At 44.5% G+C, this 16,388-nt stretch carries 18 protein-coding genes, 2 tRNA genes and 1 pseudogene; 11 read left to right on the plus strand and 10 right to left on the minus strand.

Features of this window, described 5'->3' with window-relative positions:
• The first annotated feature begins 5 nt into the window (after positions 1-5).
• Together QUB70_RS14330 and QUB70_RS14335 are read left to right on the plus strand one after the other, a co-directional pair.
• Positions 6-82 (plus strand) — tRNA-Met (locus QUB70_RS14330).
• A 74-nt stretch (positions 83-156) separates the two neighbouring features.
• A tRNA-Met gene (locus QUB70_RS14335) sits at positions 157-233 on the plus strand.
• A 402-nt stretch (positions 234-635) separates the two neighbouring features.
• On the opposite strand, the gene QUB70_RS14340 is transcribed toward QUB70_RS14335, so the two are convergent.
• Both QUB70_RS14340 and QUB70_RS14345 read right to left on the minus strand, forming a co-directional pair.
• A complete protein-coding gene (locus QUB70_RS14340; protein ID WP_332981262.1) occupies positions 636-827 on the minus strand; it encodes a DUF2949 domain-containing protein in 192 nt (63 codons plus the stop codon).
• Between the two features lie 234 nt (positions 828-1,061).
• Entirely contained in the window at positions 1,062-1,466 is a 405-nt protein-coding gene (locus QUB70_RS14345) for a hypothetical protein (RefSeq protein ID WP_332981266.1), read from the minus strand.
• 668 nt (positions 1,467-2,134) lie between these two features.
• Between QUB70_RS14345 and QUB70_RS14350 the strand changes: the two genes are divergently transcribed.
• On the plus strand, positions 2,135-5,089 hold the full coding sequence (locus tag QUB70_RS14350; RefSeq protein WP_332981269.1) for a PAS domain S-box protein: 2,955 nt from the start codon (positions 2,135-2,137) through the stop codon (positions 5,087-5,089).
• 169 nt (positions 5,090-5,258) lie between these two features.
• On the opposite strand, the gene QUB70_RS14355 is transcribed toward QUB70_RS14350, so the two are convergent.
• The gene (locus QUB70_RS14355; protein WP_332981271.1) at positions 5,259-5,846 is read right to left on the minus strand and encodes a rhomboid family intramembrane serine protease; all 588 of its coding nucleotides are present in this window, start codon (positions 5,844-5,846) and stop codon (positions 5,259-5,261) included.
• 472 nt (positions 5,847-6,318) lie between these two features.
• Here QUB70_RS14355 and QUB70_RS14360 point away from each other — a divergent pair, with 472 nt between their 5' ends.
• Positions 6,319-6,696, plus strand: a complete 378-nt coding sequence (locus tag QUB70_RS14360; protein ID WP_332981273.1) for a Mo-dependent nitrogenase C-terminal domain-containing protein — start codon at positions 6,319-6,321, stop codon at positions 6,694-6,696.
• Positions 6,697-6,818: 122 nt separating this feature from the next.
• On the opposite strand, the gene QUB70_RS14365 is transcribed toward QUB70_RS14360, so the two are convergent.
• On the minus strand, positions 6,819-7,085 hold the full coding sequence (locus QUB70_RS14365) for a DUF4926 domain-containing protein (RefSeq protein WP_332981275.1): 267 nt from the start codon (positions 7,083-7,085) through the stop codon (positions 6,819-6,821).
• Positions 7,086-7,285: 200 nt separating this feature from the next.
• Positions 7,286-7,603 carry a hypothetical protein gene (locus QUB70_RS14370; protein WP_332981276.1) on the minus strand — a complete coding sequence of 106 codons (318 nt, stop codon included), beginning with the start codon at positions 7,601-7,603 and terminating at the stop codon, positions 7,286-7,288.
• A 195-nt stretch (positions 7,604-7,798) separates the two neighbouring features.
• Here QUB70_RS14370 and QUB70_RS14375 point away from each other — a divergent pair, with 195 nt between their 5' ends.
• Entirely contained in the window at positions 7,799-11,692 is a 3,894-nt protein-coding gene (locus QUB70_RS14375) for a HEAT repeat domain-containing protein (RefSeq protein WP_332981277.1), read from the plus strand.
• Between the two features lie 274 nt (positions 11,693-11,966).
• Here QUB70_RS14375 and QUB70_RS14380 read toward each other — a convergent pair whose 3' ends face one another.
• Positions 11,967-12,149, minus strand: coding sequence for a ribbon-helix-helix domain-containing protein (locus QUB70_RS14380; protein ID WP_190659196.1), 183 nt, complete (start codon positions 12,147-12,149; stop codon positions 11,967-11,969).
• A 183-nt stretch (positions 12,150-12,332) separates the two neighbouring features.
• Between QUB70_RS14380 and QUB70_RS14385 the strand changes: the two genes are divergently transcribed.
• The 3 genes from QUB70_RS14385 to QUB70_RS14395 all read left to right on the plus strand — a co-directional run bounded on the left by QUB70_RS14385 (position 12,333) and on the right by QUB70_RS14395 (position 13,985).
• Entirely contained in the window at positions 12,333-12,539 is a 207-nt protein-coding gene (locus QUB70_RS14385) for a hypothetical protein (protein WP_332981336.1), read from the plus strand.
• A 102-nt stretch (positions 12,540-12,641) separates the two neighbouring features.
• Entirely contained in the window at positions 12,642-13,271 is a 630-nt protein-coding gene (locus tag QUB70_RS14390) for a Uma2 family endonuclease (protein WP_332981278.1), read from the plus strand.
• A 96-nt stretch (positions 13,272-13,367) separates the two neighbouring features.
• The gene (locus QUB70_RS14395; protein WP_332981280.1) at positions 13,368-13,985 is read left to right on the plus strand and encodes a Uma2 family endonuclease; all 618 of its coding nucleotides are present in this window, start codon (positions 13,368-13,370) and stop codon (positions 13,983-13,985) included.
• Positions 13,986-14,036: 51 nt separating this feature from the next.
• On the opposite strand, the gene QUB70_RS14400 is transcribed toward QUB70_RS14395, so the two are convergent.
• The 4 genes and pseudogenes from QUB70_RS14400 to QUB70_RS14415 all read right to left on the minus strand — a co-directional run bounded on the left by QUB70_RS14400 (position 14,037) and on the right by QUB70_RS14415 (position 15,159).
• Positions 14,037-14,303: a DUF4926 domain-containing protein gene (locus tag QUB70_RS14400; RefSeq protein ID WP_332981283.1), complete on the minus strand. Its 267-nt coding sequence runs from the start codon at positions 14,301-14,303 to the stop codon at positions 14,037-14,039.
• Between the two features lie 43 nt (positions 14,304-14,346).
• Positions 14,347-14,508, minus strand: a pseudogene (locus tag QUB70_RS14405) (type II toxin-antitoxin system RelE/ParE family toxin); the annotation flags it as partial.
• Between the two features lie 119 nt (positions 14,509-14,627).
• A complete protein-coding gene (locus tag QUB70_RS14410; RefSeq protein WP_332981286.1) occupies positions 14,628-14,852 on the minus strand; it encodes a hypothetical protein in 225 nt (74 codons plus the stop codon).
• A gap of 16 nt (positions 14,853-14,868) precedes the next feature.
• The gene (locus QUB70_RS14415) at positions 14,869-15,159 is read right to left on the minus strand and encodes a type II toxin-antitoxin system TacA family antitoxin (protein WP_332981288.1); all 291 of its coding nucleotides are present in this window, start codon (positions 15,157-15,159) and stop codon (positions 14,869-14,871) included.
• Here QUB70_RS14415 and QUB70_RS14420 point away from each other — a divergent pair.
• From QUB70_RS14420 to QUB70_RS14430, 3 genes are read left to right on the plus strand one after another with little or no spacing between them, the layout of a single operon-like run.
• Positions 15,153-15,608, plus strand: coding sequence for a hypothetical protein (locus tag QUB70_RS14420; RefSeq protein ID WP_332981290.1), 456 nt, complete (start codon positions 15,153-15,155; stop codon positions 15,606-15,608). The genes QUB70_RS14415 and QUB70_RS14420 overlap by 7 nt on opposite strands.
• The gene (locus QUB70_RS14425; RefSeq protein WP_332981292.1) at positions 15,605-15,865 is read left to right on the plus strand and encodes a DUF433 domain-containing protein; all 261 of its coding nucleotides are present in this window, start codon (positions 15,605-15,607) and stop codon (positions 15,863-15,865) included. The genes QUB70_RS14420 and QUB70_RS14425 overlap by 4 nt, the downstream gene beginning before the upstream one ends.
• Positions 15,862-16,245, plus strand: a complete 384-nt coding sequence (locus QUB70_RS14430; RefSeq protein WP_332981294.1) for a DUF5615 family PIN-like protein — start codon at positions 15,862-15,864, stop codon at positions 16,243-16,245. Before QUB70_RS14425 ends, QUB70_RS14430 begins: the two co-directional genes overlap by 4 nt.
• Positions 16,246-16,388: the final 143 nt, after the last annotated feature.

The raw sequence follows: 16,388 nt of genomic DNA on the forward strand, positions 1-16,388 counted from the left end.
AGCGACGCGGGATAGAGCAGCCTGGTAGCTCGTCGGGCTCATAACCCGAAGGTCAGTGGTTCAAATCCACTTCCCGCCACCAAATTCAAGCGAACCCTGTAATCGTTAAGGTTTCAGGGTTTTGTTTTTGGAAACCACTAGAGAGAGACAAAGCGACGCGGGATAGAGCAGCCTGGTAGCTCGTCGGGCTCATAACCCGAAGGTCAGTGGTTCAAATCCACTTCCCGCTACCAAATTCAATAAGACAAACCCCAGCAGCCTAAAAGTTGCTGGGGTTTGTTTGATGCCGTCTGTTTGATGCCGTCTGCGATCGCCTCTTCCAGAGGTTGAAACCAGTCTATTTTAGTCGGCAACAAAAATTAGGACACAGCACTGCTGTTTCCCTACCGCATATTTGTGTTTTTCCCAAACGGAAAAAATAAGACCGATCGTCAACCTCAACAATTAACAAAAATTAGGACACAGCACTGCTGTGTCCCTACCGCATATTTGTGTTTTTCTCAAAAGGAAAAAATAAGACCGATCGTCAACCTCAACACTCAACCCTATACATTTCGACAACCGTTTGTGCAAGCTTTATTTGGCAAAAATCTGCAATCCGATATCCATATTTTTCAACTCTGAATTGGGAATTGCTAAGTCGGCTGAGCTTCCAGCCAATCAAAAATCAGGTTTAACTGTTGCAGCGTAACTAACCCGTACTGCCACAGAACCATCGGCAATTGGCTGGCATCTTGTTCACCGTGTTGTCGGAGAGCAACGGAGATCGCAGAATTTGATATCGCCAACTCACCCCGCAAATAATCAATCAGTTGAGCCTTTCCCATCACCTTCACCGCCAGTTTTATGCGCTATTGTAAAAATTTGTAGCTAATCAGTCGGTATTGTCCGTTTATTTTCTCTGATTTTAGGTTCAGAATAGGGCATCTCGTGTGATGGAAACCGTACAGAACTTGTGATAAAACTCGGATAAAAAAGCGATCGCAGTCACATGAACTCCGAGCGCCAAAAATAGGGTTCCGCGATCGCTCCCGGGCTTCAAATTAATAAATTTAAAATGGCTAAAGTCCTAGCTGAAGCTGAACTCCCGCTTCTGTGCCGCTGTCGGTTTGTTGTGGAGGTAAAGGATTTCCTTGGCGCTGCGCGTCCGAAGGAGTAGTGATAAATTCCAATGGGCCATCGATTTTGAGGCGAAATGTGTCGCCCAAGCTGCTTTCCCGTCGAGAAGAATTAGTCGCCGTTTCTCCTTCAACAATCAAGTTTTGGTAATCCGAGTCTACTGTTCTGTCCTCCACAGTCCTGAGAGAGTCCCCAGATAATGTCGTTTCCGAATTTTGGGGCGCTGGTTGCAGTCTTTGTTGAGCGAGAACCGCCGGGGTCAAACCGATAAAAATTGAGCTCAGTCCCAGAGCAGTGCCAAGAGTAGCAATAACTGCGTTCATCATCAATCCCTCCGCTAGTTGCATCCCACTATCCTGATTGTACCCAGCCGGAATTAAGTTGCACTCTATCAAAAGTAGCTGCCTGTGGAGATATCAATTGAAGTTGCTGTGAAAACTTGCGTTCGCGATCGCCCTCCAACTCTCAGAAACCTGGTTTTTTACTCGATCGGCGGGATGTAACCTGTGTATTTTCGCCCGTCAAACCCGGTTTCCGCCCAAAGCGTGCGATCGCGAACTACCCAATCTCAAATCTCAAATCTCAAATCTCAAATCTCAAATAGTATGAGCGTCTAGAACGCGATCGCGAAGTGATACTGTAAAAGCCCGCGCGAGCGAAGCTATCCCCTTCTCCGAAGCAGTTCCCGAAGGGTAGGGAATCGCCAATGTTCCCAAAGCTCCCGATCGCGCTAAGATGGCGGTGGCAGTCGTTAAAAATTCAGTTGCCAGCGGCTGATTCCGAGTTATTTACAGCACTTTGGCTACTAAGCTGTTACGCATTTAAAATAGTATTGTAGGGTGCGTCAGCCCTATCTTGTTTCCCTTGCTTAGTAAGTGTTCTAGCTGACGCACCCTACAGGCCTCGTTAGCGGTTTAAATGTCGAACAGCTTAAAACCATCTCAACTTCAAAATCTGCGCTCAACAGGTTGTACTTTACCGAAATGTTGTGGGTTAATAATAGTTCTGCTTTACCATGCCAATCAAATATCTGACCGACCCGATTTTAAAAATGTCGGGCCAAGTGCCAATTCGCATCGTCCTTGTGGTGCCTTTTGCCATCCAGACTTTCGCTGCGGTAGGGCTGACGGGGTGGCTGTCGCTGCGGAACGGGCGCATAGCCGTTAACGATGTTGCCGCACAACTGCGGGCAGAAGTCACATCGCGCATCCAGCAACATATTTATACTTATATTGAAACACCCCACCAAATCAATCAGCTCAATCTCGATGCCATCCGTCTCGGCATTTTGAATGTGCAAGATGCTGATAATTTGCAACGCTACTTCTCTAAACAAATCAAAACCTTTGATAAAATTAGCTACATTCAATTCGCCTCCCAACAAAAAGATTTTATTGGAGTTGAACACCTCGACGACGGCAAGTTGCAAGTTCAGATTTCCAATCAATCTACTGGCTATAACTTTCAAAGCTACGCGCCGTCCGAGTTTGGGGAACCAACTAAGCTATTAAAAACTACTCTCAACTACGACCCCCGCGTCCGACCTTGGTACATAGCTCCCGTGCGGGCAGGCAAACCGACTTGGACTAAAATTTATACTTATTTTGATGCTCCCAAACTAGCGCTTACGGCTGCTCAACCAGTTTATGGCGAGGATGGGAAACTGATAGGAATCCTGGGTTGTGACTTGAAACTTTCCCAGCTCAATCAATTCTTGGAAAGTCTCAAGATGGGCAAATCAGGACAGACTTTTATTGTAGAAAGGTCTGGGCAATTGGTTGCAAATTCTACTCCTGAACCGCCATTTATTGTTAGCAACGGCGTTCCGAAACGGATTGTGGCAACAAGCAGCAAGAATGTTCTGATTCGATCGACCGCCCGCTATTTGACAGAACGCTTCGGGGATTTGCACAAGATTGACAGCTCTCGCCAATTAGATTTTACGATCGACGGTCAACGGCAATTTCTACAGGTGACGCCGCTCTCTGACAGCAGGGGTCTCGATTGGTTGATTGTGGTGGCTGTTCCTGAAGCCGATTTTATGGAAAGGATTAATGCCAACACTCGCTACACAGTGTTGCTGTGTTTCGGTGCTTTGGTGGTGGCGACGGCGATTGGCGCTCTGACTTCTAGGTGGATTGTGATGCCGATTCAGCGTCTGAGCAAGGCTGCGGAGGCTTTGTCGCGGGGAGAATGGGACGGGATGGCGGTAGATCCCCGCTTGATGGCGTCTGTAGAGCGGGAGGATGAGGTGGGTGTTTTGGCTCGCTCTTTTAATACGATGGCCGGTCAATTGGAAGAGTCGTTTACTACTCTCGAAGATCGGGTGGAATCTGCGATCGCCGACAAAAATCAATTAATTATTTCTCTGAAAAAATCGCAGCAAAAACTCGCTCTCCACCTTCATCAAACTCCTTTGGGGGCAATCGAATGGGATCTAAACTTTGAAGTAGCTGAATGGAATTTGTCAGCCGAAAGAATTTTTGGATACAACCGCTTGGAAGCAATGGGACGCCACGGAGTCGATCTCATAGTTCCTGAAAATGCTAAGGAGTATGTCAGGGAACTATCTATAACTTTGCTAACTAATCAAGGAGGAGTTACGAGCCTTAACGAGAACATCAGAAAGGACGGCAAAATTATTCTTTGCGAGTGGTACAATACCACTTTAGTTGATGCTGATGGCAGCATTATCGGGGTGGCATCGCTGATTCAGGACGTGACAGAATTTCACAGTGCTGTGGGGCAGTTGCGGGCTAGCGAGGAGCGGTTTCGCCAGTTGGCAGAAAATATTCATGAGGTATTTTGGATTAGAGAACCCAATCAAAAGCAGCTAGTTTATGTGAGCCCTGCTTGCGAGAAAATATGGAATTTGAGCTGTGAGAATTTGCAGTCAGAACCGGAGGCTTTTTGGGATGCTATTCACCCGGAGGATCTCGATCGCGTCAAGGCTGCTTTCGAGAAACAGGTGCGGGGCGATTATGATGAGGAGTATCGGGTAGTGCGATCGCCTACGGGGGCTACAACGGACGGTTCAGTTTGCTGGGTGCGCGATCGGGCTTTTCCAGTCCGCAACGAAATAGGGGAAATTTACCGCATCGTCGGCATTGCTGAAGACATTACCCAGCGCAAATTAGCAGAAGAATTCCAAAAAGTAGCCCAAACCGCTCAAGCTGCAAGCCAAGCCAAAAGCGCCTTTTTAGCGAATATGAGCCACGAATTGCGAACTCCCCTCAACGCCATCATCGGTTACAGCGATATGCTCAAAGAAGATGCTGAGGATTCAGGCTATGAAGATTTTATCCCCGACTTGCACAAAATTCAAACAGCCGGCAAACACTTGCTATCTTTAATTAGCGACATTCTAGATATTTCTAAGATTGAAGCGGGGCGGATGGAACTTTACTTAGAAAGTTTCAACCCGGTTAATTTAATTGAGGATGTAGTTTCTACTGTCGAATCCCTCGTGGATAAAAATTCTAATAAGTTTGAAGTTGATTGTCCGAGCGACTTGGGAATGATGTATGCTGATATTACCAAAACTCGTCAAATATTGCTCAACCTGCTGAGCAACGCAGCCAAATTTACAGAAAGCGGCACTATTACCCTCTGCATTGAAAGAGTTAAACATGACAGCTTAACAACTCAAGAAATAGCAGAACCTTCCGACTTAATAATTTTTCGCGTAGCTGATACGGGCATTGGGATTCCCCCGGAACAAATGCAGCATTTATTTCAAGCTTTTATGCAGGGGGATGCCTCAACTACGCGCAAGTACGGTGGGACGGGTTTGGGATTGACTATTAGCCGTCACTTTTGCTTGATGATGGGCGGCGATATGCAAGTTCACAGCAAGTTAGGTTCCGGTTCGGTTTTTACTGTATGCTTGCCGGCGCGCGTTGAATTATTATTAGATAAAACGGCGGTTGAAACCGCGTCTACAAAAACGAAGTCCGCCTCCGCGGACTGAAGAAAATAGCGTAATTTCAACCGTCCGTTCTTCAACCCGTACACCATCCGGGTTTTGTTTGTATAGACGCGGTTTCAACCGCCCGGTCTTCTTCTTCCTCCTGCTTCTTCCTTCTTCCTTCTTCCTTCCTTCTTCCTTCTTCCTTCTTCCTTCTTCCTTCTTCCTTCTGCTATACTTCCCGTTTCGACCGCCCCAAAAGTTGAGCTGTTAATACTCCCCCGACAAAGCCAAAGAAATGCGCTTGCCAGGAAACTCCCGGCTGCTGCGGCAAAACTCCCCAAATTAAACTGCCGTAGAAGAAACCGACCATTAAAGATATCGCAATAGACGTAAAGCTGCGTTCAAAATAGCCCCGCAGCAGCAAAAAGCCGAAGTAACCAAAGATTAATCCGCTGGCACCAATGTGCACGGAATTGGGCGCGCCGGTCAGCCAAACTCCCAATCCGCTGACTAGCACAGTGACGGCACTCACGATAAAAAAGTAGCTAATTTCTCGCAGCATTATCAACCAACCCAATGTCACAAACGGGAGGGTATTGGCTGCTAAGTGAGCAAAACTGCCGTGCAGAAAAGGCATAAACAGGATGCCTTCAAGTCCGTCGATGCTGCGGGGGCGGACTCCGTAGGCATTCAGCGCGCCTCGGAACACGAATACATCGACAATTTCGATAATCCAGAGGAGGGAGACGAAGCCGCCGAGAATGGCGGCGTGGCTTTGCAATTCGCGGGTGATAGTTTTGGTTTCTGGGTTGCTCATGGGTTGTGAGGGCGGTGATACCGATTATTTCTAATTGTAGGAGTTTCGCTCGCGATCGCGAGAAAAGATAGTTGGGGCGGGGTTTCAGGGTTTTTTGCAGCAGAGCTTATTTAAAAATATTATAACTTTTATTAAAAGTTCCGCATTTTCACGTATGGAATAATTCACCTCTATGCGTCACAATTGTAAATGAACTGTAATAAGGAGAGTCAACCGAAGGTTGAAGCTAAAACGTAGAAGGCAGAATTTTTACCCGATCGATAAATCCTTGGGGTGGAAATGAGGACAGTTTTTCGATCGCACACCGTGTCTAAAAAAAATCAGGAACTACTTTTCTCGCATAAAGTCATTAATTCAAGAAGTTCAATCCGGTAAAGCCAAACGAGTTGCTGTAGATACTGATTGTAGATAAGATCGCACAAGCTCTACAAAGAGTTCTTGGCACCTCGTTATAAAAGAGGAACAGAGCAAAATGAACGTATTTGAGCATACAGTCTCCTACCGAACTCTGCCAAATTGGGTATGGTTTGGCAAACAAGAAACAGCCGTTAATGTCGCTACAAATTCTCAACCTTACGGTCAAAAGCCACACTTTGACCCCTTGCATCCGCTAAAACAATGGCTTGATAACACTGCAATTAAAAGTCAAAAGTTGGCTCGGTTGCTGTGTAAATTTATTCCCAGCCAGTGTCCGTTTGAACGGGAAGTCAAAATTGGCGATCGCACTTTATTTTCCATTCCGCCGCTGTGCAAGTTAAACCCGCTTTACGAACAAGTTGTTGGGCTGCGCTTTCGTGCTTTGTGTTATTTGGCTGACGAGTGCGGCGTGGATGTGACTCCCTATTGTTAATTCTCCAAAAACTTTAATTTCTAACTCTCTTTTATGTTCGCCCTCCCTGTTCCTTGTTGGGGAGGGTTTTTTTATTTTGTGCGGGCGAATTAGCGATCGGAAGTGCGATCGGCTTTCCGAAGCTAATCTAAAGCCTTTACGTCAATCTCAGTTGGTGCGTACTGAGAATCTCCCCAAATTTCGGGTAGCGGTGTCACCCAGGAAATAGGGACAGAAATCACATCTAAAGTTTCACCATTTTTAAACACTTCTAAAGTATATCCAGATTCGGGCTGCTTGTTGGTGGGTGGGAGATTATCTAAAACAACTCCTGTGTCACCTTTCTTTACTGGACTATTAGGAACATCTTGCTTGAGTTTTACCCACTGAAATAATGTTGCTGTTGTCATTGTTGAGCCTCCCTATGACTTGTCAGGAGCGAGGTAATCCCTTGCTCAAGCATATCATTGATGAGGTGGGCGATCGCACTTTCCGAAGCTAATACAGCAGATTTCTGGTTTGTAGGGGCGGTTCTAAGAGTTCCCGCCCGCGATCGACCTGAAATTTGCTGCGACGATCCAACGGAGGACTTGCATTCCTTACTACGAAACTATTTGGAGTGACTATCGCTGTCTTCCTCTTCTTCCCTAATATCCTGGAAAATATGCCAAACCAAGCAAACAATACCAATGCAAAATCCTGAAACTGGATCTAACCACGAGATTAAATTGACGAGGCCAAACTCGGTCAATTGTCCCGAAACGCAGGTAAATTTGTGAGTTTTGACAATATCTTTCAACTCCTGGGAGAGTGATTTTTTACTCGATTCGAGGCTTTCTAGTTCTGCGTCTTCGATGAAAGCCAGCAAAATCCATAATTGAATTTGCGGATTTTGAGCCAAGATGATTTTGAATTGTTGTGTAGTCATGGCGGGTATTTGAGGAATTAATGAATTTACCAGTACATTTATCAAAGCATCCTGTAGCCCCCCAACATCAGTCCCAAAAACCTCCACTACAAGTGGAACTCAAGTAGAACTTATCTTCCACCTAGACTGCAAATACACCATGTTCAGCAAATATCTGTTACTATCTCAATCATTACATCGCTAAATATTCGGCTCATGGTGTGGGATGATTTTCTCAAGCGGATGGCTGTAGACTGCGGCCTGGCTCAAGGACAGTATCAAGTCTTTATAGAGAGATTTGCACAAAATAATATCGATAAGCTAGAAAGCGAGATAGAAGCGAATAGCAAGCTGCTTTTTGGCATTCAAGCTGAAGCTTATAAGAAGCAGAGGGGCGAGATTTACAAGAAATTCAGTTATATTTGTCCCCAACTGAAGACAGCGGTTGCTAACAAAGCCAAAACGCTGCGAAAGTGGCTTGAAAGTCAGTATTCTGCTGGGGCGATCGACATTTCAGCACCAGAAACAGCCAAAACATCGGAGTTTCCGTCACCAGCAACCCAAATTGACTGGCGCGAAACCTGCCGCGCCGCAGCCCAAGCCAAGCGACAAGCAGCCAACACTTTTTTTGCCAACGACTTAGGGCGAAAAATAGACCTCAACGAGATTCACGTCCCCTTGGGATTAATCGAACGCCAGCAAAAACCCCAGCGCCGCGATGATTTCTCCCCTCAAACAGGTTCCCAAGCTTATCAGGAAGCCGAAAAACTGATTCCCTTCAGTTACGACGAATTTTGCGAAAAAGTCCTTGCTAACAGCGACAGCCCTAAAAGTAAGGGGAAACGCCTTGCTGTCATCGGCGAACCGGGTGCGGGAAAAACTACTCAATTGTTGAAAATTTGCGATCGCATATTGGCGGAAACTGAATATTTGCCGGTATGGATATCCTTAGCAGAGGTGAAAAAACCTTTGTGCCAATATTTAATCGAAGATTGGCTGCGAATAGCGGCGGGACAATTGGATGCTGCACCTGCGGAATGGGTGAAAGAATTTAATGAATTACTGAGTGAAGGAAAAATCTGGTTGCTGTTGGACGGCGCGGATGAAATGGGAATAGCCGATTCTCTGGGAACTCTATCGCCACAGTTGAGAGAACGGGTATTTGATAAAGTACGAATAGTAATCAGTTGTCGCCTGAATATTTGGGAGGCTACGGGGAATGCCCTGTCTGATTTTGATACTTATAGAATGCTCGATTTTAGCTATGGAGACGGCGATAATTGCGATCAGGTGAAATTGTTTATCGATCAATGGTTTACCCCCCTTAATCCCCCCTTGGCAAGGGGAGAAACTGGCCCAATTCCTAATCCCTTACCAAGGGTGAAAACTACTTCCATTCCTGCTCCCCCCCTTACCAAGGGGGGGCTGGGGGGGGTTCTACGCGCCAAAGAAACCACCTCAATTCCTGCTCCCCCGCTGGGTAAGGGGAAGCTGGGGGCGAATCTCCGCGCCGCCTTAGACGAACCGGGAAAAGAGCGAATCAAAGATTTAGCTCGCAATCCCCTGCGGCTATTCCTGCTGTGTTTAACTTGGGAATTCGGACAGCAAAAATTACCGGATACTAAGGCCGAACTTTATGAAGTATTTGTCACAGCGCTTTATGATTTCAAAAAACAAGCTTTCCCGACAACAGCAGCACAGAGAAGAGACTTAAATGCTGCCTTGGGAAAGTTTGCACTGACAGCTATTGAAGCTGGATATAAATCGATATTGCCCTATTGGTTTGTGAGCAAACATCTGGAGCAACCGCATCCAGAGTTATTTGAAAAAGCAATTGAATTAGGTTGGCTGAATCGAGTCGGAGTTGATGCCGAAAACCCGCTGAAATCTGTTTATGCTTTCTATCATCCTTCTTTTCAGGAATATTTTGCAGCGTGCGAGATTGAGGATTGGCACTTTTTCTTGAATCATGTGCCGCAGAATCCGCAGCAGGGGATTTATCGGATTTTTGAGCGGCAGTGGAAAGAGGTTATGTTGATGTGGATGGGGCGAAAGGATGTGGATAGGGAGGAGAAGGAAGCGTTTATTGAGGCGTTGGTCGAGTTTGATGATGGAATTGAACATGAATTTTATTGGTTTAGAGCCTGTTTTTTAGCGGCTGTTTTAATTGATGAGTTTAAGGATTGTTCTTTGGGTGATGCGATCGTTGCACAAATTGTCGAATGGGGATTCGGATATTTTAATATTGAAAAACAGGAGTGGAGGAGATTTCTATATCCAATTGAAGAAGGAGCAAAAGCAGTATTGCCAGAGAGCTCTCGTACAAGAGCGATCGGCGCTTTAACTGAATTGATCCACACCTCTGGTGATAAATTTACCCGGCGGCTGGAAGCAGCAACAAGCTTAGGAGAAATAGACGAAGGCAACCCAGATGCGATCGCTGTTTTAACTGAGTTAATCCGCACCTCTGGTGATAAATTTATCAGGATGAAAGCAGCACAAAGCTTAGGAGAAATAGACAAAGGCAACCCAGATGCGATCGCCACTTTAACTGAATTAATCCGCACATCTGAGTATAAATCTAGCTGGTGGCAGGCAGCAGAAATCTTAGGAGAAATAGGCAAAGGCAACCCAGATGCGATCGCCACTTTAACTGAGTTAATCTGCGGGGGAGATGGACATATGGGGTTGAAGGCAGTAGATAGCTTAAGAAAAATAGGTAAAGATAACCCAGATGCGATCGCCACTTTAAGTGAGTTAATCCGCACCTCTGAGAATGAATCTATCCGGCTGCTGGCAGCAGAAAGCTTAGGGAAAATAGACGAAGGCAATCCAGATGCGATCGCCGCTTTAACTAAGTTAATCCGCACCTCGGAAAATGAATATATCCGGCGGTACGCAGCAGAAAGCTTAGGAGAAATAGACGAAGGCAATCCAGATGCAACCGCCGCTTTAACTAAGTTAATCCGCACCTCGGAAAATGAACATATCCGACAGATTGCAGCAAAAACATTAGGGGAAATAGACGAAGGCAATCCAGATAGGATCGCCACTTTAACTCAATTAATCCTCACCTCGGAAAATGAAGAAATGCGGTGCTATGCAGCAGAAAGCTTAGGGAAAATAGACGAAGGCAATCCAGATGCAACCGCCACTTTAACTAAGTTAATCCGCACCTCGGAAAATGAACATATCCGACAGATTGCAGCAGAAAGCTTAGGGGAAATAGACGAAGGCAATCCAGATACGATCGCCACTTTAACTCAATTAATCCTCACCTCTGACAATAAAGAGACTCTGTGGATCGCAGCATATAGCTTAGGGAAAATAGGCAAAGGTAATCTAGATGCGATCGCCACTTTAACTGAGTTAATCCGCACCTCTGAACAGGAAGAGACGGGGTGGAGCGCACTAGATAGGTTAACGATAATTTTGACAGAAACTCAGCAAATGATAGGGGTTATCACTGCCTTAAAAAATTGTCTATCCGATGAGACTTGGGAAAATAACTGGGATAAATACGAAAATTCCTACAAAGTCATCTCGCGCTGTGCCCAAAATCTCCCTTACCCCACCTTCTATGACGCATGGCACCATCCACCCACCACACCCCATCCCGAAGTTCCCGATACAACCGCAGTCGGTTTCACCTCAACCACATCAACCCTCAACTGGCAAACTTTCCCCCAAGACATTGCCAGAGAAATCAATAATCAAGCCGAATTATCCAATCAAATCCAACTCCTGTGCATCGACAGCAAAAACTTCATCAACCCCGACAACCCCGCCGCCAAGATTTACACCCAAATGCTGAAACAAGGCTGTCCCAAATGTGAGGATAGCACGAAAACAATGGCAGATTTACAAACTTATTGGGATTTGCTGCTGATGGATAGCGAGAAATCTTTCATCTTAGTATTCTACAACTCGCGGGGAGAAGAGGCGACTGGATTTAGCGAGACATTTCTCAAGGATTTAAGCAAGTTTGACGGCAATATTGTTATTGTTAGCGAGAATAACGCGGATTCGCTGACAGCTTTTTCACCCAGTCAATCTGATTTGATTGGAGCGATTGTGCGGTGGATTTGCCAAGTTGTATGGGAAAGTTGATCGATTTTGCTCATCTGATATAGTTGGATTTTAATACCATTTTTACAGAATTTTAGTACAAAATTTGTGTTGGTTTGTTTATATTGCAATACGGTTCACTTAAGACAGATCCCCCCTAACCCCCCTTAAAAAGGGGGGGACAAGAATGCCCTCAAAGTCCCCCTTCTTAAGGGGGATTTAGGGGGATCTCCGGGGCATAAATAGTGTTAAGTGAACCGTATTGAACTATAAGTGCGATCGGGTGATACGCACCCGTAACCCACGAGGGAACTTTTTAAGTCTCGCTTTTGGGTTTTTCTGGCCCAGAGGGTACTTCTCCCCTTTGTTGGGCTTCCAATAAAGCCGTTTCCACGAGAAAGGCTATCAGGTTAGCTGTGGATCTGCCTTGTTTATCAGCCCATCGATCTAAAGCTTCATATACGTAATCAGGAAACGTGACGTGAACGCGCTTGCTCAATGTAAAAGTTGGTTTGTTGACTAACGCTTTTAATGGTACAAGCTTAGGTTCTCGATCGTGTTGTTACTCTGCTCTGAAAAATCTAGTGACACAAATTTGGGCTTATTATGTTACAATTCCTCTAATCCGATTCCGGATCAGTCAAAAGCCAGTCCGACGCTTTCCGAGGGCTCAGGACTGGCTATGGCTCCAATTAACAAAGGAGATACACCTATTATGCCGTATGAGAAACGTCTCAGACCGTGGATTGTGGTTCGTTTGCTTCCGAACCTGCAAAGGACAGTTGTGGGTCGGTTTCGCAGTTGGTCTGATGCAGACGGTCATTTGCGAGTTCTCAAACAACTGCTTCCGGCTGCTCGATTGACGGTAATTTTCGATCCGATCGACTAATTTGGGTTGCGACTATCTGAAAGTGCGCGCGAGCTTCGCCGCGCGTACTTTCGGGCAATGTTAGACTGGACGCAAGATATGAATTGAATTGGGTAAAAAACCGTGACAGCTACTCTACAAGTAACAGAACAGCCAACAGCACAGCGATACTTTACTCCAGAAGAATATCTAGCTCTGGAAGAAACAGCAGAGTCTAAAAGTGAATATTGCGACGGACTAATTATTCCCATGACAGGTGCAAGTACAAATCACAATCACATTTCCCTGAATATGAGTATAGCATTACGTCTTGCTCTTAAGGGACTTGATTATAATGTTTTCATGGGTGACGTGCGCCTGTGGATGCCGAAAAAGCGATTTTATACTTATCCCGATGTGATGGTAATTCCAGGTAAACCTGAGTATTACAACAATCGCAAAGATACGGTAATAAATCCTCAAGTTATTATTGAAGTTTTATCGAAATCTACCAAAAGTTACGATCGCAGCGATAAGTTTCAGTTTTATCAAACGCTGCCGACCTTTCAAGAGTATATTCTAATTGACCAATCGCGAGTTTATGTAGAGCAGTATTGCAAGTTGGCAAACAAGCGATGGTCGTACAGTCAGTACGATGAAGAGGATACAGCGCTAGTTTTTGATTTTTTTAAAGTTGAAATACCGCTGGCAGATATGTATGAGAAGGTGGATTTTGAGGCGGAAAATGAGCCAGAAGATAGCGGGGAGGAATAAGGGCGATCGCTTTTTTGGAAATGCAGGTTATTATTTAACTGAGCGATCGCACTCAAGAAAAGTATTTATTCAACATCCTTGTGGGAGAATATCAAGATGGCAGCCACTTTGCAAACAACCGAGCAACGTTACTTCACTCCTGAGCAATATTTAGCACTGGAAGAAACAGCAGAGTACAAAAGCGAATATCTCGACGGGGAAATTATTCCTATGACAGGTGGCTCTACGAATCATAATCAAATCGCTGGCAATTTGTACATTGCTTTGAGTCTTACTCTCAAAAAAAGGAATTACCGCATCTTCATCGGTGACGTGCGTCTGTGGGTACCAAAAGTGCGACTGTACACTTATCCCGACGTAATGGTAATTTTTGGGCAACCTGAGTATCGCAACAATCGCACTGACACGATTACCAACCCTCAAGTAATTGTGGAAGTTTTATCAAAGTCTACTAAAAACTACGATCGAGCTGACAAGTTTACATTTTACAAAACTCTTCCTAGTTTTCGAGAATACATTTTGATTGACCAAACCAAAATTAAGGTCGAACAGTATTCTAAAACCGAGAATAAAAGATGGTTGTATTCTGAGTATGACGAGGAAGATACCGCATTAGTGTTTAATTCCTTCGAGGTTGAAGTTCCTCTATCTGATGTTTACGAACAAGTTAATTTTGAGGAAGTTGAGCAAGAAGATAGTCAAAATCAGGAGTGAGGGCGATCGCACGTTTGTTGGAAAAGGGCGATCGTCCTTATTCCTCCTATTTTAATGCAAACTCTTCTCTTGAATGTCAGTTGAGCTGTATTGAGAATCTCCCCAAATTTCAGGTAGCGGTGTCACCCAAGAAATAGGTACAGCAATCACGTCTAAAGTTTCACCATCTTTAAAGACTTCTAAACTATATCCAGATTTGGGCTGCTTTCGGGTTGGATGGAGATGGTCTAATACCACTCCCGTGTCCCCTTTTTTTACTGGACTATTAGGAACATCTTGCCTGAGTTTTACCCACTGAAATAATGTTGCTGTTGTCATTGTTTAGCCCCCCTATGACTTGTCAGGATAAAGTAATGGCTCTCTAATATACTTCATCATGGGTTCCAATATCAATCAATATAATCAACTCTTCTGCTGTTTCACTATCTCGATCGAGACTATAAATAATCCGACAATCGTACTCAACCCAACACGCCCATAATCCTTCTAATTGACCGCGCAATTTATGAGATTTTAAAGATGGTTCAAATTGGTCATTTGCTCAATTTTCCAAAATAGCCAAGATTTTAGCTTCTAAGTGTGGATTTTTGCGAATAATCCGCTTAAAAGCTCGCTTAAAGCTGTTATCCCATACTAAAATTCTCATTCATCATCATCCAGTAAATCAGCTTTCAATTGTTCTAGATTACCGCGCTTGACATTCCCTGCTTTGAACGCGGCTAGGGTTTTTCTAGCATTTATAGCAATTTCTTCGCGACGATTTTCAATCCGCCGTTTTTGGATTAATTCAACTAATAAGTCTTGTTCTTCTGTTGAGAGAAATTCAACATATTCAATGACTTTTTGTAAAGAGATAGAATCGCTCATAAACCTTAACCTTTATTTATTTGCTTTCGTATTTTTGCCGATACCTTTCGATCGCTGCTTTCAGCTTAGAGTTAAGTTCTGGTGGGTTTTCAATCGCTGAGGTGACAATTTCCCAATTTAGTTCGGAAAGAACGATCGGTTCTGGTTTGAGTGGCATTTCTTGAGCTAGATTTAGAGCAACTTCGAGCAGATATTCGCTCAGACTAAGACCCCACAGGGTAGCTGCTTTTTCTAACAGTTCTTTTTGTTCCTGATTGATAGTTATCTCAAGGGTGCTTGTTTGGGGAGTTTGTGTAGGGGTTGACATATTTATTCACTGAGAGCAAGGTTGGCTCATTTGATATTATAGCAATTTTTCAGGTGGGCGATCGCACGTTTGTTGGAAAAGGGCGATCGCTCCTGCCTGGTGTTAAACTGAATTTAGCGGTCGTGTTAAGCAAGAAAAAAATAGCCGTGATACCTCTGCAAGAACAAATTGTTGACAAACTGAAAAATTTCTCTGAAATCAAACTGCAAAAAATCCTCAACTTTGCTGATTTCCTGTTATTGCAGCCCAGAAAGCAGGAAGTAGGTTCGGCGGCAGATGAAACTGGCAACAGCAAACCAGCAAATATCGATGAAGAGTCCGAGGTTCATTATATTGGTGGAGTTTTAGTCGTCAAAGCATCATTAATCAAAAATCAAGAACGGATTAATTGGGATACAATTATTCCCGATATGCGCGAAGATGCAAAATATCTAATTCAAAAGACATGACTCAAAATAATTTACTGTCTCGCATCTCAATCGACTCGAATATCTGCTTTGGTAAACCCTGTATTCGCGGTCATCGCATCTGGGTTTCTCTGATTCTTGACTTTTTAGCTAGCGGCATGACTTTGGAAGAATTGCTTGAGGAATATCCGGGAATTGAACGAGAAGACATTTTGGCTTGTATTGCTTATGGGGCTGAGTTGGCAAGAGATTATTATGTCGAAATTCCTCTTGGTGAAAAAAAGGTAGTTTTAAAGTGAAGTTAAAACTTGATGAAAATTTGGGCAGCATCCGCGTTGTTTCGATGTTACGTTTGGCTGGCCATGATGTTGCGACTGTACGGGAACAAAATTTGAGTTCAACACCGGATGAATTATTAATTGATATATGTCGGAGGGAAGATAGATGTTTGGTGACTTTGGATAGGGGGTTTGGCAATCGCCTCCGCTACAATCCTTCTGATTATTCTGGGATTGTGTTACTGCGTCTGCCTTCTCAAGCGCAACCGCAAGATTTGCAAGCAGCAGTAGAAATATTAATTCGCGGATTGGATGCGGCAGAAGTGGCGGGTAAATTGTGGATTATCCGAGGGGAACAGCTTTTGGAGTATCAAGCAATATCGTCAGATGAATCTGACTAAAAATTTACCAGATACCGTAGGGTGCGTCGCAATCGACCATTTACGAAATAGCGATCGATTAATTTATTATAGCAATAATGATGATAGCGAGATTAGAGCGTTTGATATTATGACAATTTTTCAGGTTGGCGATCGCGCTTGGT

The organism is Microcoleus sp. A003_D6 (assembly GCF_036702825.1).
In the GTDB taxonomy this organism is placed as follows: domain Bacteria; phylum Cyanobacteriota; class Cyanobacteriia; order Cyanobacteriales; family Microcoleaceae; genus Microcoleus.